Origin of the sequence: Microbispora sp. NPDC046973 (assembly GCF_040644495.1) — a bacterium.
Classification (GTDB): domain Bacteria; phylum Actinomycetota; class Actinomycetes; order Streptosporangiales; family Streptosporangiaceae; genus Microbispora.
The window spans coordinates 302480-322317 of the sequence record NZ_JBEYWQ010000006.1 but is presented as its reverse complement, the minus strand read 5'-3'; the positions used below and the strand labels follow the sequence as shown (position 1 = coordinate 322317).

19 protein-coding genes are annotated in these 19838 nt (G+C 72.4%); 11 read left to right on the top strand and 8 right to left on the bottom strand.

Annotation, left to right across the window (positions count from 1 at the left end):
* Positions 1 to 86 precede the first annotated feature (86 nt).
* Both ABZ860_RS15450 and ABZ860_RS15445 read left to right on the top strand, forming a co-directional pair.
* Positions 87 to 1331, top strand: a complete 1245-nt coding sequence (locus ABZ860_RS15450; RefSeq protein WP_357220244.1) for a mannosyltransferase family protein — start codon at positions 87 to 89, stop codon at positions 1329 to 1331.
* A 26-nt stretch (positions 1332 to 1357) separates the two neighbouring features.
* A complete protein-coding gene (locus tag ABZ860_RS15445; protein WP_357220242.1) occupies positions 1358 to 2332 on the top strand; it encodes an endonuclease/exonuclease/phosphatase family protein in 975 nt (324 codons plus the stop codon).
* On the opposite strand, the gene ABZ860_RS15440 is transcribed toward ABZ860_RS15445, so the two are convergent.
* A complete protein-coding gene (locus ABZ860_RS15440; protein WP_357220240.1) occupies positions 2238 to 2768 on the bottom strand; it encodes a gamma carbonic anhydrase family protein in 531 nt (176 codons plus the stop codon). The genes ABZ860_RS15445 and ABZ860_RS15440 overlap by 95 nt on opposite strands.
* Positions 2769 to 2920: 152 nt before the next feature.
* On the opposite strand from ABZ860_RS15440, the gene ABZ860_RS15435 reads away from it, so the two are divergent.
* Positions 2921 to 4069 carry a hypothetical protein gene (locus ABZ860_RS15435; protein ID WP_357220238.1) on the top strand — a complete coding sequence of 383 codons (1149 nt, stop codon included), beginning with the start codon at positions 2921 to 2923 and terminating at the stop codon, positions 4067 to 4069.
* Positions 4070 to 4182: 113 nt separating this feature from the next.
* Here ABZ860_RS15435 and ABZ860_RS15430 read toward each other — a convergent pair whose 3' ends face one another.
* Positions 4183 to 4395, bottom strand: a complete 213-nt coding sequence (locus ABZ860_RS15430) for a hypothetical protein (protein ID WP_079314365.1) — start codon at positions 4393 to 4395, stop codon at positions 4183 to 4185.
* Between the two features lie 115 nt (positions 4396 to 4510).
* A complete protein-coding gene (locus ABZ860_RS15425) occupies positions 4511 to 5266 on the bottom strand; it encodes a GntR family transcriptional regulator (RefSeq protein ID WP_357220235.1) in 756 nt (251 codons plus the stop codon).
* Positions 5267 to 5528: 262 nt separating this feature from the next.
* On the opposite strand from ABZ860_RS15425, the gene kynU reads away from it, so the two are divergent.
* Entirely contained in the window at positions 5529 to 6767 is a 1239-nt protein-coding gene (gene kynU, locus ABZ860_RS15420) for a kynureninase (protein ID WP_357220233.1), read from the top strand.
* Between the two features lie 40 nt (positions 6768 to 6807).
* On the opposite strand, the gene ABZ860_RS15415 is transcribed toward kynU, so the two are convergent.
* Positions 6808 to 7233 carry a ClpX C4-type zinc finger protein gene (locus ABZ860_RS15415; protein ID WP_357220231.1) on the bottom strand — a complete coding sequence of 142 codons (426 nt, stop codon included), beginning with the start codon at positions 7231 to 7233 and terminating at the stop codon, positions 6808 to 6810.
* A 76-nt stretch (positions 7234 to 7309) separates the two neighbouring features.
* On the opposite strand from ABZ860_RS15415, the gene ABZ860_RS15410 reads away from it, so the two are divergent.
* On the top strand, positions 7310 to 7738 hold the full coding sequence (locus ABZ860_RS15410; RefSeq protein WP_357220293.1) for a TIGR03668 family PPOX class F420-dependent oxidoreductase: 429 nt from the start codon (positions 7310 to 7312) through the stop codon (positions 7736 to 7738).
* Between the two features lie 28 nt (positions 7739 to 7766).
* Here the strand turns inward: ABZ860_RS15410 and ABZ860_RS15405 are convergent, their stop codons facing one another.
* A complete protein-coding gene (locus ABZ860_RS15405) occupies positions 7767 to 8561 on the bottom strand; it encodes an isocitrate lyase/phosphoenolpyruvate mutase family protein (RefSeq protein ID WP_357220229.1) in 795 nt (264 codons plus the stop codon).
* A gap of 169 nt (positions 8562 to 8730) precedes the next feature.
* Here ABZ860_RS15405 and ABZ860_RS15400 point away from each other — a divergent pair, with 169 nt between their 5' ends.
* A complete protein-coding gene (locus ABZ860_RS15400) occupies positions 8731 to 9390 on the top strand; it encodes a disulfide bond formation protein DsbA (RefSeq protein ID WP_357220227.1) in 660 nt (219 codons plus the stop codon).
* A 10-nt stretch (positions 9391 to 9400) separates the two neighbouring features.
* Here the strand turns inward: ABZ860_RS15400 and ABZ860_RS15395 are convergent, their stop codons facing one another.
* Complete coding sequence (locus ABZ860_RS15395) at positions 9401 to 10339, bottom strand: LysR family transcriptional regulator (RefSeq protein WP_357220225.1); 939 nt, start codon at positions 10337 to 10339, stop codon at positions 9401 to 9403.
* A 99-nt stretch (positions 10340 to 10438) separates the two neighbouring features.
* Here ABZ860_RS15395 and ABZ860_RS15390 point away from each other — a divergent pair, with 99 nt between their 5' ends.
* From ABZ860_RS15390 to ABZ860_RS15380, 3 genes are read left to right on the top strand one after another with little or no spacing between them, the layout of a single operon-like run.
* Positions 10439 to 12454, top strand: a complete 2016-nt coding sequence (locus ABZ860_RS15390; protein ID WP_357220223.1) for an FAD/NAD(P)-binding protein — start codon at positions 10439 to 10441, stop codon at positions 12452 to 12454.
* A complete protein-coding gene (gene pcaB, locus ABZ860_RS15385) occupies positions 12451 to 13830 on the top strand; it encodes a 3-carboxy-cis,cis-muconate cycloisomerase (protein ID WP_357220221.1) in 1380 nt (459 codons plus the stop codon). The genes ABZ860_RS15390 and pcaB overlap by 4 nt, the downstream gene beginning before the upstream one ends.
* Positions 13831 to 13839: 9 nt before the next feature.
* Positions 13840 to 14907 (top strand): nitronate monooxygenase, encoded by a 1068-nt coding sequence (locus tag ABZ860_RS15380; RefSeq protein ID WP_357220219.1) that lies wholly within the window; start codon positions 13840 to 13842, stop codon positions 14905 to 14907.
* A gap of 24 nt (positions 14908 to 14931) precedes the next feature.
* On the opposite strand, the gene ABZ860_RS15375 is transcribed toward ABZ860_RS15380, so the two are convergent.
* On the bottom strand, positions 14932 to 15339 hold the full coding sequence (locus ABZ860_RS15375; RefSeq protein WP_357220217.1) for a PIN domain-containing protein: 408 nt from the start codon (positions 15337 to 15339) through the stop codon (positions 14932 to 14934).
* Positions 15324 to 15575: a type II toxin-antitoxin system prevent-host-death family antitoxin gene (locus ABZ860_RS15370; RefSeq protein ID WP_079314423.1), complete on the bottom strand. Its 252-nt coding sequence runs from the start codon at positions 15573 to 15575 to the stop codon at positions 15324 to 15326. The genes ABZ860_RS15375 and ABZ860_RS15370 overlap by 16 nt, the downstream gene beginning before the upstream one ends.
* A 196-nt stretch (positions 15576 to 15771) precedes the next feature.
* On the opposite strand from ABZ860_RS15370, the gene ABZ860_RS15365 reads away from it, so the two are divergent.
* Together ABZ860_RS15365 and ABZ860_RS15360 are read left to right on the top strand one after the other, a co-directional pair.
* Positions 15772 to 16956 carry an ROK family protein gene (locus ABZ860_RS15365; RefSeq protein ID WP_357220215.1) on the top strand — a complete coding sequence of 395 codons (1185 nt, stop codon included), beginning with the start codon at positions 15772 to 15774 and terminating at the stop codon, positions 16954 to 16956.
* A 220-nt stretch (positions 16957 to 17176) separates the two neighbouring features.
* Positions 17177 to 19810, top strand: a complete 2634-nt coding sequence (locus ABZ860_RS15360; RefSeq protein WP_357220213.1) for a discoidin domain-containing protein — start codon at positions 17177 to 17179, stop codon at positions 19808 to 19810.
* The last annotated feature ends 28 nt before the right edge of the window (positions 19811 to 19838 follow it).

Below are 19838 nucleotides of genomic sequence, written 5' to 3'. Positions count from 1 at the left end.
ATTTGCGTATTTCTCCGGGTTGAGGCGTATCCCGGGGGGTGCCTGCCACTTGGCATGAGCTGCCGTGGCGTATTCCATAGGTGCTCGTGACGGAGATCCAGCAGGCCGGGGCCGCCCGCGAGCGGGGCGCGGACGAGGCATCGGAGAAGATGGCGCCCGTGGACACCTCGGGCGGCACGGCGACCGGCGAGCAGACGGGACCGCTCTCGGCCCGCAGACGCTGGGCCATGTGGTGGCTCGGCCATTCGCCCGACCGCACGGCCCTGCTCATCTGGTTCTTCTGGCAGGTCGCCTCGTACATCTACCTGATCCTCGCGGCGCCGGGTCGTACGGAGGACGCGATCCTCGACCGGTTCAACCGGTATGACTCCTACAACTTCATGGACATCGCGAAGTACGGCTACGACGGCCGGCCGGACGACCCGGACGCGCCGCGGCTCGTCGCGTTCTTCCCGGGTCTGCCGCTGCTGCTGCGCGCCCTGCACGTGTTCATCCCGGACCTGAGGCTCGCACTCGTCCTGATCTCGCTCGTCGCGAGCGCCGTCGTGGCGGTGGCGCTGTCACGGCTGAGCGAGTCGTATCGGGAGGGCAGCGGCCCCTGGGCCGTGCTGGCGTTCTTCCTCAGCCCGTTCGCGGTGTTCCTGCTCGCCGGCTACACGGAGGGGCTGTTCCTCGCGCTGGCCATCCCCGCCTGGTTGCTGGCGCGCCGGGGCCGGTGGGAGTCCGCGGCCGTGTGCGCCGCCTTCGCGTCGTCCATCCGCATCTCCGGGCTCTTCCTCGCCCTCGGCCTGGTCGTGCAGTTCCTCGTCTCGCGCGACGGGCTGCGTGCGCCGAAGGGATGGCGGAACGCGCCCTGGCTGGTGCTGCCGGGCGTGCCGGTGCTGGCCTACATGATCTACCTCTGGCACCGCACCGGGGACCTCATGGCCTGGAAGTCGGCGGAGGCGCAGTATTGGGGCCGCTATCCCGCGGCGCCCTGGAACGTGTTCATCGACACCTGGCACAGGTCGCTCAACGAGCCCGTCCTGGCGACGTCGTACCGCGAGGAGATCCTGTCGGCGATCGTGCTGGTCCTGCTGATCGTCGCGCGGCTGGCCCGGCGCAACTGGGCCGACGTCGCCTACCTGGCGCCGCAGGCGGTGGCGCTGCTGGCGATGTCGTCGTTCTACATGTCGGTGGGCCGGGCGTCGCTGCTGTGGTGGCCGCTCTACATCTCCGTCGGCGTCGTCGGCAGCCGAAGGCCCTGGGTCATGATGGCCTACCTCTCGGTCGCCGCACCGGTGTGGGCAATCAATGTCGGAAATTTCACCACAGGCGCCTGGATTGGTTGATCCACTCCTGACTAGCTTCGCCACGTATGGGGGTATTTGTCGCGGGAGTGGCGGTTGTTGCGCTGGTGGTGGCCGGTCTTCCATCCGCCGACACCTACCGGGTGAGCGTCCTCACCTACAACGTCTGCGCGGCGGGCAACAGCGCCGGCACCTGCGTACGCGACCTCACTCCCGGGCGCCGCAGGACGTGGGCCGGTCAGGTCTCCGGGCTGATCCGGTCGAGGGACGTGGACGTCGCCTCGTTCACCGAGATGTGCTACGCCCAGGTGGGCCTGCTCCGGCGTGAGCTGCCCGGCTACCGCCTGGTCTGGTACGGCTACGCCAGGGGCGGCGGGCCGGGCCGCGAGGACCGGTGCCGCACGTTGTGGAGCGACCTCACCCCGGACACGGCCCCGCCGGACGGCAAGACCTTCGGCATGGCGCTGGCGCTGAAGAACGGCGCCGAGGGCCCGCCGCTGCGGCGGCTGCTGCGCGCCGACCACGCCCCGGCCACGCCCGGTGAGACGATCCACCCGCGCGGCCTGCTGTGCGCCACCGGCCGGGTCGGCCCGCGCCGCTCGGTCTGCTGCGTGACCCACATCTCCGACACCGAGACCCCGCGGCAGGTCACCGGGCTGGTGTCGGCGTACGCCGGGAACGCCCCGGTGATCCTCACCGGCGACTTCAACCGTGAGCCCGGCCACGACCAGCTCACCGGCGTGTACGGCATGGGCCTGGGCGAGGGCGGCTACACCGAGGTCGACGCCGAGTCGTGCGGGATCGCGCGCCGGGGCGGCGAGCCCACCACGCGCGGCGGCCGGAAGATCGATTACATCTTCGCGACCGAGGCCGACTACCGTCCGGGCGGAGCCGAGGTCATCACCACCGACCCGGAGCTGTCGGACCACCTGGCGCTGGCCGGCACGCTCATCGGGACCGAACCGAGGCCGCGGCGTGACGGCGGGCCTTGGCGAGGTAGTTGTCCGGCGTACGCGCGAAGGAGGCGCGGTCGTCGTCGGTGAGCTCGCGGACCACCTTCCCCGGCACGCCCGCGACCAGCACGCCCGCCGGGATGCGTCGGCCGGGCGGCACGACGGCCCCGGCCGCGATCAGGGACCCGGCTCCGACGACCGCCCCGCCGAGCACGACCGCCCCGATGCCCACGAGGGCGCCGGTCTCGACGTGCGCGCCGTGCACCATCGCCCGGTGGCCGAGACTCACCCGGTCTTCGAGGATCGCGGGCTCACGCGGGTCGGCGTGCAGGCAGCACAGGTCCTGGATGTTGACCTCGGCGCCGACCTCGATCCGCTCGTCGTCGCCGCGCAGCACAGAGCCGTACCAGACGTTCGCGCCGCGTCCGAGCCGCACCCTCCCGACGACCACCGCCCCTGGGGCCACCCACGCCTCGGGATGGATGATCGGCGTCGCGTCGTCGTCCAGGTCGGCGATGTACGGCATGAGGCCATGATCCCATGAGGTCCGGGCCGGGCCCGATGCGGCGTCCGGTTTCGGCGGCCGCTCGAGGCGTTCAGGTTGCGATGTGCGACGGATAGCAGGAAAGTCGTGTCCTGGCTGCGTTACCGTCGTTATCTCCAACCCCAGGGTTTCTCATGACGAATCAGACCGACAACTTCCCCGACCTGATGAGTGACGACTCCTTCGAAGTCGTGATGCGTGGGTACAGCCGCAGGCAGGTCCACGACTACATGGTCCGGACCCGCAACCAGATCCGGGACCTGGAGGAACGGCTCGCGCGCACGATCGACCAGGCGGAGCAGAGCCGCCTGGAGCTGGCCGAGGCGCGGCGGAGGATGGCGGAGGCGCCGCAGAACCCCGACGAGCTGGGCGAGCGGCTGAGCCAGATACTCAAGCTGGCGCAGGAGGAGGCGGCGGCCAACAAGGAGGCGTCCGAGGCGGAGGCCAGGAGGCTGCGCGAGACCTCGGCGGCCGAGGCCGAACGGCTGGTGACGTCGGCGCGTGAGCAGGCCGACGCGATCAGGGCCGCCGCCCAGGAGGAGGCCGAGCGCCGCGTCGCCGACGCCACCGCCACGTCGGAACGGCTGTTGGCGCAGGCGGGCGCGGACGCGGAGGAGACGCTGGGCACGGCCCGTGCGGAGGCGGAGGAGACGCTGCGCTCCGCCCGCGCGGAGGCGGAGCGGCAGCTCACCGTCGCCCGGATGGAGGCGGAGCGGCTGCTCGTCGAGGCGCGCGGGCAGGCCGAGGCCATGCTGGCGGCGGCGCAGCAGCGGGTGAACGCGCTGGACGAGCACACCGGCCGCCGGGTGGCCTACCTCACCGACACCCATGCGGAGGTCGTGCGCCGGCTCAACGAGATCGGCTCTGTGCTCGGCGATCTGATGCACCGCGAGACCGCGGCCGGCCCGCTGATCGACGAGGCCGCCGTGCTGCCGCCCGCGCCGCAGGTGCACGCCATCGCCGCGGGCGCGCCGGACCAGCGGCACGACCAGTCGCCCGAACAGTCGTACGAGCAGTCGTACGAGCCGGTCGAGGACCAGCGGCAGGCCCTGGAGGCCGCGCCGTCCGGGCACGAGGCGCACGTCGCCGCCGACGGGTCCGCGGAGTACGAGGCCGCCGGCCAGGGGCGGCTGGACGGCGACGAGGACGACGCGGTCCTGATCGTGGACGACGGACGCCATGAGAACGGTCACGACGCGACGCCGTCGCCCGAGGACACCGACGTCAACCTCGGCCGGGTGCGGCGTGCCATGCCGGACGGGGAGTCGGTCGCCAACAAGTGACCGGCGAGTGAGCCGGCGGCGAGCCGGTGCCGCTGACCTCATGGCGTGTGACGAAGAATGTGAGGACCGGTAGCGGAAGCCCCCGCCCCCGATCGGGTCGGGGGCTTCCGCGCTCATGGATCGGCGGCGCGGGCCTCCTGCTCGCGCAACAGCTCACGCAGTCCGTCGGGCTCGTCGGCGTCGATGGTCATCGCGCATCCCGCCGTCCGCTGCGCCGAGGTGAGCGGGTGGTGCCGGGTCGCCCACCACCGGCCCGCGTCACTCCGCCAGATCGTCCACTCCGGAAACTCCCGGGCGATCTCGGCGAGGCGTCGGTCCAAGGACATCCGTACACCTTCCCTCGCCGTATGCCCGGGTGCTCTTGACGTCTCCTCCTCAAGGTGCGGGACATCTCTAGAGAAATCAATGATCGGGATGGTCAGGTCAACGTTGCCTCTTGACCTAGGCGTCGAAGTCGTACTGGAGTACATACGACGCCGCGTCGAGGACCATCTCGTTGACCTCGACCGGCACGCCCCCTTCCGCGAAGGCCACGCGGGTGACGGAGATCACCGGTGTGCCGGCCGGAAGGCTCAGCGACTCGGTCTCCCCGGGCAGCGGCATCCGCGCCCGCACCTCCTCGCTGAAGTGGACGGGAGGCCGGCCGAGCTCGCCCAGCCGGGCGTACACACCGCCGGGGCCGGTGTCGGGCAGGACGACCGGCGTGCCCTCCACGAGATCGGCGGGAAAGTGGGAGGCCGCGAGCTGCACCGGACGGCCGTCCACGGAGTAGCGGCGGCGGCGCACCCACACCTCGCCGGTGCCGAGCACGCGGGCGACCTGCTCGCTCGCCGGCTCGCGCAGGATGGTCACCTCGTCCACGACGTACGACCGCCCCCGGGTGTCGGAGTCCCAGATGGCCAGGCCCTGGGCCCACTGCTCCCGCGAGAGCCGGCGGGACCCGTGGCGGCGGATGGGGCGGAACAGCCGCACGTAGACGCCCGATCCCCGCTTCGGCACGGCCAGCCCTTCGTTGATCAGCACGGCGAGCGCCTGCCGTGCCGTGGCCCGTGCGACGCCGTGCTCCTTCATGAGCGCGTTCTCGCCCGGTAGCCGGTCGCCGTCACCGAGTTCTCCGGACAGGATCCGATCGCGCAGCCGGTCGGCGATGCGGCGATAGATCGGGGACTCGTGATGCACCGACGGGGATTCCGTCACGTTCAATCACCCTCTGTCACCAACGGGGGTTTGGCGTCTCCAGAGAACTTGCCCCGTCTTGTCCACGATCGCACAGAGTCTTGGGTGCGTCTTGTGCTTACTTTTGGCTGATCGTGCCGGTGTGGCGATCTCTGGGGGTTATAGCCGTCCGCATCCGTGGAACGGTCCCTTCCGGTATTGCCGATGCCGGGGACGCTCCGTCATCACGACCACGACAAGATCGGATATTTCGGTACATAATGCGGTGACGAAGGAGTTGCCGATGGTTCTCAGCCGTGCCGAATGCCAGGACCTCGACGCCAAGGACCCGCTCCGGGAGTTCCGGGACGAGTTCTCGCTGCCTCCGGGGGTCGTCTACCTGCTGGGCAACTCGCTCGGCGCGCTACCGAGACGTACGCCGGAACGCGTGGCCCACACGGTCGAGACCGAGTGGGGGGTGCATCTCGGGGCGAGCTGGAACACGGCCGGTTGGTGGGACATGCCGCAGAGCACCGGCGACCGCATCGCACCCCTCATCGGCGCGGGCCCCGGCGACGTGCTGGCCGGCGACTCCACCTCGGTGAACATCTTCAAGGTGGTCACGGCCGCCCTCCCGCTGCGGCCCGGACGCCGTGTGATCGTCTCCGACCTCGACAACTTCCCTACCGACCGGTACGTCGTGGAGGGCGCCGCGCGGACGCTCGGCGCGTACGAGATCCGGGACATCGGCGAGGACGGCCGTTCGCTGGAGGACGCCCTCGGCGAGGACGTCGCGCTCGTGCTGCTGTCGCAGGTGGACTACCGGACCGGCGCGGCCAGGGACATGGCGGCGGTGACGGAGCTGGTCCAGGCGGCCGGCGCGCTCATCGTCTGGGACCTGTGCCACAGCGCCGGGGCGCTGCCCGTGCGGGTGGGCGAGGCGGACTTCGCCGTCGGCTGCACCTACAAGTACCTGAACGGCGGGCCCGGCGCCCCCGCCTACCTGTACGTCGCGCCGCGCCACCAGGACGCCGTGCACAACGTGCTGTCGGGCTGGCACGGCCACGCCGCGCCCTTCGACTTCGAACCGCACTACCGCCCCGCGCCCGGTGTGCGCCGTTTCGCCACGGGCAGTCCGCCGATTTTGTCGTACGCCGCGCTGAACGCGTCCCTCGACATCTGGGAGCGGGTGGACCTGGACGAGGTCAGAGCCAAGAGCGTGGCCCTGACCTCGCTGTTCATCGACCTGCTCGACGATCTCGTCGACCCCGGGCTCGGGCTCGCCCTGGCCACCCCGCGCGACCCGGAACGGCGGGGGAGCCAGGTCAGCTACCGTCACCCGCAGGGCTACCCCGTGGTGCGCGCGCTCGCGGACCGGGGGGTGGTGGGCGACTACCGCGAGCCGGACTTCGTCCGTTTCGGCTTCGCCCCGCTGTATCTGCGCTACGTCGACGTGCACGACGCGGCGACGACGCTGGCGGAGGTGCTGGGCGAGGAGCCGTGGCGGGACGAGCGCTACACGCGGCGGCTCACGGTCACCTGACGCGCGTCAGCGGCCGCGGCGAACCGTGACCTGACGTGCGTCAGCGGCCGCGGCGGGCCAGCCCGGCGACGATGTCTCCGGCCAGTGCCACGCAGCGGTCGCAGATGCGCCCGCCCTCGCCGTGGACCATGTGGACGCGCGGCCCCGGCGGCCTGCGGCAGAAGGAGCAGGCGGCGTCGCGCTTCATGCGGCGGTTGACCAGGTGCCGGTGGGCGATCGCGAAGGCGGGCGTGAAGCGCCTGCGCGTGCTCCGCCTGATGTACCCGAACCGCTCGCCGATGGCGGTCCAGGACACGCCGGCCTCACGGGCCCGGCACACCGCGAGATCGAGCAGGGCGTCCACCTCGCCGCCCGCTTCGCCGGACAGGTCCCGGCACAGGGCGATCGCGGCGGACAGGACTTCCAGGGGGTTTTCGGGGTCGGATGCGCGCGAGCGGGCCCGCTCGAGTAACTCAGATGCCTCCATGGCGGACACCATAGGCCGCCGTACAAAGACGATCAAGCGTGCGCGTGACCACGCTGCGTAGGCTGGCCAGGTGAGAATGCCCGAGGGGCGGGCCCGGGAGCTGTTCGCGGCGGCCCGGGTGGCCCGCCTCGCGACCGCCGGGGCCGGGGGCGCGCCACGGCTCGTCCCGGTCACCTTCGCCGTGGTGCCCGGCGGTGACAAGGGCACCGTGGTGACGGCGGTGGACCACAAGCCGAAGGCCACCACCGACCTGCGACGGCTGCGCGACATCCGCGACAACCCTCGCGTCTGCCTGCTGGCCGACCACTACGAGGACGACTGGGAACGGCTGTGGTGGGTGCGCGCAGACGGGCACGCCCGCGTCGTGGAGGGCGGCGACGAGCGCGAGCGGGCCGTGGCGTGGCTGGCGCGCAGGTACGCCCAGTATCGCGAGCGTCCCCCGGCCGGGCCCGCCATCCTCGTCCGGGTCGAGCGCTGGTCGGGCTGGTCGTACGCCGAGACGTAGGCCGGCGGACGCCGTCAGGCGGGCGTCGTCAGGCGGGCGGGAAGGGGTCGTCTCCCCGGGCGATCGCGTTGAGCATGCGGGCCGTGAACGCCTGCGCCGCGCGGTGGATGCCGGGACCGAAGCTGACCCTGGCCACGCCGAGGGCCGCGAGGTCGCGGATGGCCGGCACGCCGGGCCGGAACAGCACGTTGATCGGGCCGCCCATCTCCTTGGCGAGCGCGCCGATCACCTGGGGGTCGCCCGCCAGGATCGGGTAGACGCAGTCGGCGCCGGCCTCGAGATAGCGGCCGCCCCGGTCGAGCGCCTCCGCGAGCCTCTCGCCGGGAGTCCCCGAACCGTGGATGAAGGTGTCCACGCGGGCGTTGATCACGAGGCCGGTCCCGGCCTCGGCCGCCGCCGCCCGTACGGCGGCCAGGAAGTCCGCCTGCTCACCGGGGTCGATCAGTGCTCCGGTCGCCGGGTCGGAGTCCTCGAGGTTGCAGCCCACGGCGCCAGCGGCGGCGAGCCGCTCGACGAGTTCGGCGGGCTCCAGGCCGTAGCCGCGCTCGACGTCGGCGGTCACGGGGACCGCGACGGCCCGGGAGATGCGGGCCACGGCCGCGAACATCTCATCCGCAGGCGTGTCGTGCCCGTCCTCGTAGCCCAGGACGGCGGCGACGGACGCGCTGCCTGTGGCGACGGCGGGAAAGCCCGCCGCCTCGACGGCGCGCGCCGACGCGGCGTCCCAGGCGTTGGGCAGCACGACGGGGTCGCCGGGCACGTGGAGCGCCCGCAGGGCCGCCGCCTTCTCGTGGATGGCCGGCTTCTCGTGGAACTCAGTCACGAGGACACCCTAGAGAGCCCGGCAGGAAAAAACGCCAGCCCTTGACCGGAAATGAGGGGAAACCGGTCCTCATTTGAGGGGTCGACTCCGGTGTCGCGGCCCTCCTGCCGTTGGATACGCTCGCGAAACCGGCCCCCGATCCCCGACCCCATCTCGTCAGGAGAGTCTCATGAGCGACATCGACAGCGCCGCCGACAGCGCCGCCGACCAGGCCGGAGCGGACAGCCGTCCCCGAGTGGACTTCTACTTCGACCCCGTCTGCCCGTTCGCGTGGGTCACGTCGCGGTGGATCCTGGAGGTCGAGAAGCAGCGCGACATGGACCTGCGGTTCCGAGTGATGAGTCTGTCCGTGCTGAACGAGGGCAAGGAGGACCTGTCCGACTTCTACCGCGAGGCCGTGCCCAGGTGGCGGGGCCCGGTCCGGGTGTGCATCGCCGCGGCGCAGCACCATGGTGAGGGCGTGCTGCGCGACCTGTACACCGCGATGGGCACCCGCATCCACAACCAGGACAACAAGGACTACGGGGTCGTGGCCAAGGAGGCGCTCGCCGAGGTCGGGCTGCCGGTCGAGCTGGCCGACGCCGCCGGCACCGACGAGTACGACGAGGCCCTGCGCCGCATGCACCACGAGGGCATGGACCCGGTCGGCGACGAGGTGGGCACGCCCACGATCCACATCGACGGCGTGGCGTTCTTCGGCCCGGTGATGACCCGCATCCCGCGCGGCGAGGAGGCGGTCCGCATCTTCGACGGCGCCGTCGCCATGGCGAAGTTCCCGTACTTCTACGAGATGAAGCGCAGCCGCACCACCGACCCCGAATTCGACTGACCGGCGTCCCTCACCTCGGCGGCTCCTCCGGGGGCCGCCGGGGCGCGGCCTTGCCCGTGCTCCTGAACAGCGAACGCATGGTCGCCAGCGCGGGAGACCTGTCGTCGGACCGCCGGGCCAGGCTGATCGTCCGGTGCAGGCCCGGCGGGGCGAGCCGCCGTACGCTGAGGGGGTTTTCCGCCAGCTCGGCCACCGTTCTCGGCACGAGGGCGAGACCCATGCCCCCGCTGGCGAGGGCACACGACATGCCGTAGTTGCCCGTCTCGTACGCCACGACGGGCGGCGCCAGCGACTCGCGGCGGAACAGCGCCTCGAGCGCCTCCCGGTTGGCCAGCCCGCGGGAGCCGCTGATCAGCGGCCGGCCGGCGAGCTCGGGCCACGGCAGCGGCTCGGCCGGATCGGTGAGCGCGTGCCCGGGGGCGGCCACCAGCACCAGCTCCTCCACCAGCAGGGCCTCGACGGTGACCCCGGAGGGCAGCGCGGGGGCGGGCTGATGCTCGTAGGTGTGCGTGAGCACGAGATCCGCCTCGCCCGCGGCCAGTGCGGGCAGCCCTGACGGCGGTTCGTACTCCCTCACATTCACCTCCACGGCGGGGTGAGCCCGCCGGAACGCCGCGAGGACCGGCGGCAGCAGGTGGATGCCGGCGGTCGTGAACGTGCCGATCGTGATGTGCCCGCCGGACAGGCCGGCGAGCGCGGCCAGGCCGTGCCGGGCGCGGTCCAGCTCGTCGAGGACGCGCCGGGCGTGCTCCACCAGCAGCTCGCCCGCCGCGGTGAGCGTGGCGCCCCGGCGGTGCCGGATCACGAGTACGGCCCCCGCCTCTCGCTCCAGCTTGGCGATCTGCTGCGACAGCGCGGGCGGCGTGTAACCCAGGCGGGCGGCGGCCTGGGTGATCGAACCGGCCTCGGCGACCGCCACCAGCGCCCCGAGGCGCGTCACGTCGTGCATGAAGCAATGCTTAACACCGCCTCGCCAAATGTGACATACCTCACGGAGGCTTCGCTCCCGCATCCTCGATTCACGACCCGAGGGGAACTGGAGGAGCGGATGACCACAACACGATCGACCCGGCCGTTCGAGGTGTGCGTGATCGGAGCGGGGCCGCGCGGGATGTCGGTGATCGAGCGGCTGTGCGCCAACGCGCGGCGGCTGCCGCCGCGGGCACGCGTCCTGCTGCACGTCGTGGATCCGTTCCCGCCGGGGGCGGGCCAGGTGTGGCGCACCGACCAGCCGGGCCAGCTGCTCATGAACACCGTCGCCTCGCAGGTCACGCTCTTCACCGACCCCAGCGTCGACATCCGCGGGCCGCTGGAGACGGGCCCCAGCCTGTACGAGTGGGCACGCCACCTGGTGCTGGTGCCGGACGGCGTCGCCGAGGACGTGCTCGCGGAGGCACGGCGGCTCGGCCCCGACACCTACCCCACCCGCGCCTTCTACGGGCGCTACCTGCGCTGGGTGTTCGAGCGGGTGGTCGCGCGGGCGCCCCGGCAGGTGGAGGTGCGGGTGCACGCCACGCGGGCGACCGCGCTCGACGAGGTGCCCGGCACCGGCGCGCAGCGGGTCGTGCTCGAGGACGGCACCGTGCTCGGCTCGCTCGACGCGGTGGTCCTGGCCCAGGGGCACCTGCCGGTGGAGCCCTCGGCCGCCGAGCGGGAGGCGGCCGCGTACGCCGCCGCCCACGGCCTGGTCCACGTGCCACCCGCCAATCCCGCCGACGCCGATCTCAGCGGAGTGCGGCCGGGGGAGGCCGTGGTGCTGCGCGGGCTCGGCCTCAACTTCTTCGATCACATGGCCCTGCTGACGCTCGGGCGCGGTGGCCGGTTCGAGCGCGGTGAGGCGGGCCGCCTCGTCTACCGGCCCTCCGGCCGCGAGCCCCGCCTGTACGCCGGATCGCGCCGGGGCATCCCGTACCAGTCGCGGGGGGAGAACCAGAAGGGCGTCGAGGGCAGGCACGAGCCGCTGGTGCTCACGCCGAGCAGGATCGCGTCGCTGGCGGCGCGCTCGGCGGCCCGCGGCGGGCTCGACTTCCGCGCCGACCTGTGGCCGCTGATCGCCAAGGAGGTGGAGACCGTCTACTACGCGACCCTCCTGGCGCGGCGGGACTGCGCGTGCATGGCCGGCCGCTTCCGCACCGCCTACCTCGCCCACGCCTGGGGCGACGCGGGGGAGGCGATGGTGCTGGACGCCTTCGGCATCGGCCCGGCGCTGCGGTGGGACTGGGAGCGCGTGGCCGAGCCCTACCGGGGGATCGGCTTCAGCGGCCCGGACGACTTCCGCGAGTGGCTGACCGCCTACCTGCGCACCGACCTGGCGCAGGCCCGCGAGGGCAACCTGAGCGGTCCGCTGAAGGCCGCCCTCGATGTGCTGCGCGACCTGCGCAACGAGGTCAGGCAGGTGGTCGACCACGGCGGGCTCACCGGGCGCTCGCACCGCGACGACCTCGACCGGTGGTACACGCCGCTCAACGCGTTCCTGTCCATCGGGCCGCCGGCCGAGCGTGTCGAGCAGATGATCGCGCTCATCGAGGCGGGTGTGCTGACCGTCGTCGGTCCCGACATGCGGGTGCACGCCCGCGACGGCGCCTTCGAGGCCGAGTCGGCCGCCGTGCCCGGCTCCGCCGTACGGGCCAGGGTGCTGGTCGAGGCCCGCCTGCCCGAGATCGACCTGCGGCGCACGGCCGACCCCCTGCTGCGCCACCTGCTCGGCACGGGCCAGTGCCGGGCGTACATGATCGGCGGGCGGCGCGGGGAGGACGGCCACGAGACGGGCGGCCTCGCGGTCACCCGCCGGCCCTACCGGCTCCTGGACGCGGACGGGCGGGCCCACCCGCGCCGGTTCGCGTACGGCGTGCCCACCGAGTCGGTCCACTGGGTGACGGCCGCGGGCGTGCGGCCGGGGGTGAACTCCGTGATCCTCGGCGACTCCGACGCCATCGCCCGCAGCGTGCTCGCGCTGACGCCGGCGCGGGCCCTCGCGAGCCGCCGCCGCGTCGCCCGCGTGCCCGCCGGGCCGCGTACGGCTCTCGCCGCCTCGTGCGGCGCGACGCGGGCGGGCGCCCGATGAGCGACCTGGATATGGGCCTGCTGTCTCCGGTCCGGGTGGGTTCGGCGGCGGAGCGGGCGACCGGCGACGGCGCGTGGCTGCGCGCGATGCTCGACGCGGAGGCCGCTCTGGTGCGCGCGCAGGCCCGGCTGGGGGTGGTCCCGGCGGCGGCCGCGGAGACGATCGGCAAGGTGGCGGAGGCGGGCGGCCTCGACCTGGCGGCCCTGGCCCTGCGCGCCCGCGAGGCGGCCAATCCCGTCGTGGCGCTGGTCGAGGACCTGACGGCCGCCGTGGCGGTGGTGGACCCGGCCGCGGCGGAATACGTGCACCGCGGCTCCACGAGCCAGGACATCATGGACACGGCCGCCATGCTGGTGGCCGCCCGGACCCTTGATCTGATCGACGCCGACCTGGACCGGGCCGCGACCGCGTTCGCGGGGCTCGCGGCGCGGCACCGCGACACGCTGATGCCGGGCCGCACGCTGACCCAGCAGGCGGTGCCCACCACGTTCGGCCTGAAGGCGGCCGGGTGGCTGCACGCCGTACGCGAGGCCGCGGTCCGGCTGCGCCGGGTGCGCGCGGAGCTGCCGGCCGAGCTCGGCGGCGCGGCCGGCACGCTGGCGGGCTACCTGGAGTACGCGCGGATCGCCGGGGTGCCCGACCTGGAGTCGTACCCGGAGCGGCTGATCGCCGCGTTCGCCGCCGAGGTGGGGCTGGCCGAGCCGGTGCTTCCCTGGCACGTCCTGCGGATCCCGATCGCCGACCTCGCGGGGGCGCTGGCCCTCACCTCGGGGGTGCTCGGGAAGATCGCGGTGGACGTGCAGTCGTTGTCGCGCACCGAGGTGGCCGAGGTCGTGGAGCCGGCCGCCCCCGGCCGGGGCGTGTCGTCGGCGATGCCGCACAAGCGCAACCCCGTCCTCGCCACCCTCGTGCGGTCGGCGGCGATCCAGGTGCCCGCGCTCGCCGCGAGCCTCGGCCAGTGCCTGCTCGCCGAGGACGAACGGCCCGCGGGCGCCTGGCACGCCGAGTGGCAGCCGCTGCGCGAGTGCCTGCGGCTGGTCGGCGGGTCCGCCGCCGTGACGGCCGAGCTGGCCGAGGGACTGGTCGCGTTCCCCGAGCGCATGCGGGCCAACCTCGCGCTCACCGGCAGCCTGACCGTCACGGAACGGGCGGCCGCCGTGCTCGCGCCCTTCCTGGGAAAGGGCGCCGCCAAGCGGCTGCTCGGGGAGGCGTCCGCGGCCGCCGCCGCGTCCGGGCGCCCCGTGGCCGAGGTGCTGGAGGAGCTCCTGCCCGTGCCGGAAGGGCTGGACCTGGCCCGATTGTTCGACCCCGCCGAGTACACGGGGGCCGCCGGGGCGCTCGTCGACCGCGTTCTAGGCTGCTGTCCAGACGAGTGAGGAGGTCCCGTGACCGGTCGCGTCCTTCCCTTCGGGCCGTCGAGCCCGATCATCCAGGCGCCCATGGCGGGCGGCGGATCCACGCCGGCTCTGGCGGCGGCGGTGTCCGAGGCGGGCGGCCTCGGTTTCCTCGCCGCGGGCTACCGCACGGCGCAGGACGTGCGCCGGGAGATCGCGGCGGTGCGCGAGCGGACGGACCGGCCGTTCGGCGTGAGCGTCTTCGTCCCCGACTTCGAGGCCGTCCGGGAGGCGCCGGGTGCCGCCGCGGCGGTTGCCCGCTACCGCGACGAGCTCGCCCCCGAGGCCGAGCGGTACGGCGTGACGCTGCCTGAGGCCCCCGCGTGGGACGACGACGAGTGGGACGCCAAGATCGACCTGCTGGTGGACGAACGGGTGCCGGTGGCCGGGTTCACCTTCGGTTGCCCGCCGCCCGAGGTGACGGCCCGTCTCCATGACGCCGGTGCCGTGATCATGATCATGGTGAACACCCCCTGGGAGGCGGTCGCCGCGGCCGAGGCCGGCGCCGACGCCGTGATCGTCCAGAGCCCCGGCGCGGGCGGGCACCAGGCGGCCTTCCTTCCCCCGCCGCCCTCCTGGGAGGCGCCCCACGACCTGCCGGAGCTGGTGGCCCTCGTGCGGGAGGCGACCGACGTACCGCTCGTCGCGGCCGGGGGGATCATGGACGGCGCGGACGTCGCCGCCGTCCTCGCCGCGGGTGCGGTCGCCGCGCAGCTGGGCACCGCGTTCCTGCGCACCCCGGAGAGCGGAACGCACCCCGTGCACAAGGCCGCCCTCGCCGATCCCCGCTTCACCCGCACCGCGTTCACCCGGGCCTTCTCGGGACGTACGGCGCGTGGCCTGGCCAACCGGTTCATGGCGGAGCACGAGGCGTCGGCGCCCGCGTGCTACCCGCAGGTGCACCACCTGACGAAGGGACTGCGGCGGGCCGCGGCGGAGCACGGCGACCCCGGGGCGATGGCCCTGTGGTGCGGCTGGGGATACCGCCGCTGCCGCGACCTCCCCGCCGCCGCCCTCGTCGAGGCCCTCATGAAGGAACTCGCGACCGCCCGCGCCTGACCGCCGTCCGCGCGCTGCTCGCGATCAGCGGGGCACGACCTGGGCCCGCACGCCCGGCAGATCGTCGAAAGCCGCGGACGAGTCCATCGTGACCACGGTCCGGGCGGTGGCCGCCGCCGTCGCCGCGATCAGCAGGTCGTAGGCGCCGCGCGTCTTGCCCTCGCGCCGCACGTGTGCCATCAGCCGCGCATGGACCCTGGCGACGTCGGTCGTGTACTCCTCTACGGGGATCAGCGCGAGGACCTGGTCCACGAAAGCCTGCCGGGCCGGACGTCGTGCCGGATCGGCCAGTTCCACGCCGACGAGCAACTCGGCGATGGTGATCGCGGCGACGGCCACGTCGTCGGCGTCGCCGATGACGGAGTCCACCTCGGCTTTGCCCCGCTTGGTAGCGATCAGGACGCCGGTGTCGAGGATCAGGCGTCGGGCCACGTGGTCCTCATCTCGTCCCGGATGCTCTCCCGTGCCGCCGCGACGTCGGCCTCGAACTCCGCGTCGAGGGTTCCGGCGCTTCCGGCCAGGAATGCCTTCACCATGCGCCCCGGCGCGACGGGTGCGGGACCGATCACGGCGATCCGCTTGCCTCCGCGGGTCACGACGATCGTCTCTCCGTGCTCGGCCTCGTCCAGGACGGCCGCGAAGTTCCGCGAGGCCTCGGTTGCGGTCATCACCTTCATAGAATCAGATTATCTGAGAACGGGCCGTGTAGGCTGTTCGTTCAAGGTCGGAAGAAGGCGAGGACGATACGGCGGCTTAATGAACCGGTAATCCGCAGCTGCGACCGTGAAGAGGCAGACGTGGGGCACGGGTGCTTGTTTTCGCCTCTGAACTAAGATGACCGTGTCGCGACGGGGAGGGTGGGTCATGGCGAGGCCTCAGCGCAGGACGGTACGGGACATCCGCAGAGGCAACCGTGCCGTGTTGCTGCGCGCGCTCTACTTCTCCGGCCCGACCAGCCGCAACGACCTCACCGCGCGCACCGGCCTGAGCGCCGCCACGGTCAGCACGATGACCGCCGACCTGCTGGGCGAGAACATCGTCGTCGAGGCGGGCCAGGTGGAGTCCGACGGCGGCCGGCCCCGCGTGCTGCTGCGGGTCAATCCCGAGTACGGCTTCGCGGTCGGCGTCGACGTGGCCGAGACGCACGTCCGGGTCGGACTGTTCGACCTGGAGATGACCGAGCGGGCCAAGGTGGACTACATGCTGCGGCCGGCCCGCCACGACCCCGAGCTGGTCGCCCGGCACATCCTCTCGGGGGTCGAGGTCGTGCTGTCGGACGCGGGCGTGTCCCCCGAGCAGGTGCTCGGCATCGGCGTGGGGGTTCCCGGCATCGTCGAGCCGGGCGCCGACGGCGTCATCCACGCCAAGACCTTCGGCTGGGACGGCGTTCCGCTTGGAGCGCTCCTGCGGCGTGGGACCTCGCTCCCGCTGTACGTGGACAACGGCGCCAAGACGATGGGTCAGGCCGAGTTGTGGTTCGGCTCGGGCCGGGGCGCCTCGGAAGCGGTCATCGTGCTGCTCGGCGTGGGGGTGGGCGCGACCATCGTGGCCGACGGCACCACGTTCCGCGGGGTCAGCAGCAGCGCGGGCGAGTGGGGCCACACGAAGATCGTGGCGAACGGCCGCCCCTGCCGTTGCGGCGGACGCGGCTGCCTGGAGGCGTACGTCGGGATCGAGGCCATCCTCGACCGCGCGGGCGTCACCTCGCGGGGCGACTGGGAGGAGGACCTCGCCGGCGTGCTTGCCTCGAAGTCCCCCGTGGTCGAGGAGACCGTCACCTATCTGGGCGTCGGCCTGGCCAACCTGGTCAACCTGATCAACCCCGAGAAGATCGTGATCGGCGGCTGGGTGGGGGTCCAGCTCGGCGAGAGCCTGCTGCCCGGCATCCGCCGCGCCACCGCGGCCAACTCGCTGGCCGAGCCGTACGCCGCGACGTCGATCGTCCTGGGCCGCCTCGGTCCGGACGCGGTCGCGCTGGGGGCGGCCACGCTCGTCCTCGAGGAGTTCCTCAACGCGCCCCAGGTCGCGAGGATCACCGCCGCCGGCTGACGCCGCCGCCGGACGTACTGAGCGTCTGTGGCGCCTGTCGTACGGCTCGTAGGAGAGCGCTCTCCCGGACATTAGCATCCGCCGGCCCGCAGGAGTCAATAGATATTTCTGATTGTGAACTAAGCATTGACATAAGCGGAGCGGCGGGCGACGCTCATGCCGCTGGACCTCTCTCATCCCCCGAACCCTCGCCTGAGGGGCTCCGCACAAGGAGACGCGTATGCCTCCCTCCTCCCCGCCTCATCCCGCGCCCGGACGACTGCGCGGGCGGCGCAGACGCTCGGGCCTGGTCGCCGCCGCGCTCGTCGCGCTGTCGACCTTCGTGGCCGTGACCGGCGTCGTCCCCGCCACCTACAGCGCCGCGGCGGCGGCCTGCGGCACGGCCAACGCCGCGCAGGGCAGGCCGTCGTCGGCCTCGTCGACAGAGAACGCCGCGTCCCCCGCCTCGGCCGCGTTCGACGGCAACGCCTCCACCCGGTGGTCGAGTGCGTTCAGCGACCCGCAGTGGATCCAGGTGGATCTGGGCAGCTCGCAGCAGATCTGCAAGGTGATCTTGAACTGGGAGGCCGCCTACGCCCAGACGTTCAAGATCCAGGTGTCGCCGGATGGTTCGTCGTGGTCGGACGCGACCGCCACGCTCAACGGCGTGAGCGGGACGCAGTCGCTCGACGTGTCGGCCACCGGCCGCTATGTCCGGATGTACGGGCTCACCCGCGCCACGGCGTACGGCTACTCGCTCTGGGAGTTCGCCGTCAACGTCGCCTCCGGCGGCGGGACCACCTGCGGCACCGCGAACGTCGCGCAGGGCAGGCCGTCGTCGGCCTCCTCGACGGAGAACGCCGCGTCCCCGGCCTCGGCCGCGTTCGACGGCAACGCCTCCACCCGGTGGTCGAGCGCGTTCAGCGACCCGCAGTGGATCCAGGTGGATCTGGGCAGCTCGCAGCAGATCTGCAAGGTGATCTTGAACTGGGAGGCCGCCTACGCCCAGACGTTCAAGATCCAGGTGTCGCCGGATGGTTCGTCGTGGTCGGACGCGACCGCCACGCTCAACGGCGTGAGCGGGACGCAGTCGCTCGACGTGTCGGCCACCGGCCGCTATGTCCGGATGTACGGGCTCACCCGCGCCACGGCGTACGGCTACTCGCTCTGGGAGTTCGCCGTCAACACCGTCGGCGGCGGTGACGACGGCGGCCCCAACCTCCCGGGCGGCGGCGACCTCGGGCCGAACGTGAAGGTCTTCGACCCGTCGATGTCGAGCGCGAGCATCCAGAGCACGCTCGACACCATCTTCAAGCAGCAGGAGTCGAACCAGTTCGGCAGCCAGAGGTACGCGCTGCTGTTCAAGCCGGGCAGCTACAGCGGCCTCAACGCCCAGATCGGCTTCTACACCTCGATCGCCGGCCTCGGCCAGTCGCCCGACAACGTGACGATCAACGGGGACATCACCGTCGACGCCGGCTGGTTCAACGGCAACGCCACCCAGAACTTCTGGCGGTCGGCGGAGAACCTGGCCGTCGTCCCGGTCAACGGCACCGACAGGTGGGCCGTGGCCCAGGCCGCGCCGTTCCGGCGGATCCACGTGCGCGGCGGGCTGAACCTCGCCCCCAACGGGTACGGCTGGGCCAGCGGCGGCTACATCGCCGACAGCAAGATCGACGGGACGGTCGGCCCGTACTCCCAGCAGCAGTGGTTCACCCGTGACAGCACCATCGGCGGCTGGACCAACGGCGTCTGGAACATGGTGTTCTCCGGCGTCGTCGGCGCTCCGGCGCAGAGCTTCCCCAACCCGCCGTACACGACGCTCGCGACCAGCCCCGTCACCCGGGAGAAGCCGTACCTGTACGTGGACTCGGGCGGCGCCTACCGCGTCTTCGTCCCCTCGCTGCGGACGAACTCCAGCGGCGTGAGCTGGGCGAACGGCGCGACACCCGGCACGTCGATCCCGCTGACGCAGTTCTACGTCGCCAAGCCGTCCGACAGCGCCGCCACGCTCAACCGGGCGCTGGGCCAGGGCCTCAACCTGCTGTTCACGCCGGGCGTCTACCACCTCGACCAGACGCTCAACGTGACCCGGGCGGACACGGTGGTCCTCGGGCTCGGCTACGCCACGCTGATCCCGGACAACGGGGTCGTGGCGATGAACGTCGCGGACGTCGACGGCGTGAAGATCGGTGGTCTGCTCTTCGACGCCGGCACGGTCAACTCACCGGTGCTGCTGCGGGTCGGCCCCGACGGCGCCTCGGCGAGCCACACCGGCAACCCCATCTCGATCCAGGACGTGTTCTTCCGGATCGGCGGGGCGGGCCCCGGCTCGGCCACGACCAGCCTGGTGGTGAACAGCGACAACACCATCATCGACCACATCTGGGCGTGGCGGGCGGACCACGGCGCGGGCGTGGGCTGGAACTCCAACCCTGCCGACACCGGCCTGATCGTCAACGGCGACAACGTCACGGCGTACGGCCTGTTCGTCGAGCACTACAAGAAATACGAGGTGATCTGGAACGGCCAGGGCGGCAAGACGATCTTCTTCCAGAACGAGTTGCCCTACGACCCGCCCAACCAGGCGTCCTGGATGAACGGCTCGACCCGGGGCTACGCCGCCTACAAGGTGGCCGACGGCGTGACCAGCCACGAGGCCTGGGGCATGGGCAGCTACTGCAACTTCAGCACCGACCCCTCGATCGTGGCCGAGCGCGGCTTCGAGGCCCCCAACAGGTCCGGGGTGAAGTTCCACGACCTGCTCACGGTGTCGCTGGGCGGCGTCGGCACGATCGCCCACGTCATCAACGACACGGGCGGCGCGGCGCAGGGCACGGCCACCGTGCCGGTCAACGTGGTCAGCTACCCCTGACGGTCCACGACCCCTGACACACGGGCGC

Coding starts and splice junctions, on each gene's coding strand:
- ABZ860_RS15445 (WP_357220242.1), top strand. CDS start 1,358: ATGGGGGTATTTGTCGCGGGAGTGGCGGTTGTTGCGCTGGTGGTGGCC.
- ABZ860_RS15440 (WP_357220240.1), bottom strand. CDS start 2,768: ATGCCGTACATCGCCGACCTGGACGACGACGCGACGCCGATCATCCAT.
- ABZ860_RS15435 (WP_357220238.1), top strand. CDS start 2,921: ATGACGAATCAGACCGACAACTTCCCCGACCTGATGAGTGACGACTCC.
- ABZ860_RS15430 (WP_079314365.1), bottom strand. CDS start 4,395: ATGTCCTTGGACCGACGCCTCGCCGAGATCGCCCGGGAGTTTCCGGAG.
- kynU (WP_357220233.1), top strand. CDS start 5,529: ATGGTTCTCAGCCGTGCCGAATGCCAGGACCTCGACGCCAAGGACCCG.
- ABZ860_RS15415 (WP_357220231.1), bottom strand. CDS start 7,233: ATGGAGGCATCTGAGTTACTCGAGCGGGCCCGCTCGCGCGCATCCGAC.
- ABZ860_RS15410 (WP_357220293.1), top strand. CDS start 7,310: ATGCCCGAGGGGCGGGCCCGGGAGCTGTTCGCGGCGGCCCGGGTGGCC.
- ABZ860_RS15400 (WP_357220227.1), top strand. CDS start 8,731: ATGAGCGACATCGACAGCGCCGCCGACAGCGCCGCCGACCAGGCCGGA.
- ABZ860_RS15395 (WP_357220225.1), bottom strand. CDS start 10,339: ATGCACGACGTGACGCGCCTCGGGGCGCTGGTGGCGGTCGCCGAGGCC.
- ABZ860_RS15390 (WP_357220223.1), top strand. CDS start 10,439: ATGACCACAACACGATCGACCCGGCCGTTCGAGGTGTGCGTGATCGGA.
- pcaB (WP_357220221.1), top strand. CDS start 12,451: ATGAGCGACCTGGATATGGGCCTGCTGTCTCCGGTCCGGGTGGGTTCG.
- ABZ860_RS15370 (WP_079314423.1), bottom strand. CDS start 15,575: ATGACCGCAACCGAGGCCTCGCGGAACTTCGCGGCCGTCCTGGACGAG.
- ABZ860_RS15365 (WP_357220215.1), top strand. CDS start 15,772: ATGGCGAGGCCTCAGCGCAGGACGGTACGGGACATCCGCAGAGGCAAC.
- ABZ860_RS15360 (WP_357220213.1), top strand. CDS start 17,177: ATGCCTCCCTCCTCCCCGCCTCATCCCGCGCCCGGACGACTGCGCGGG.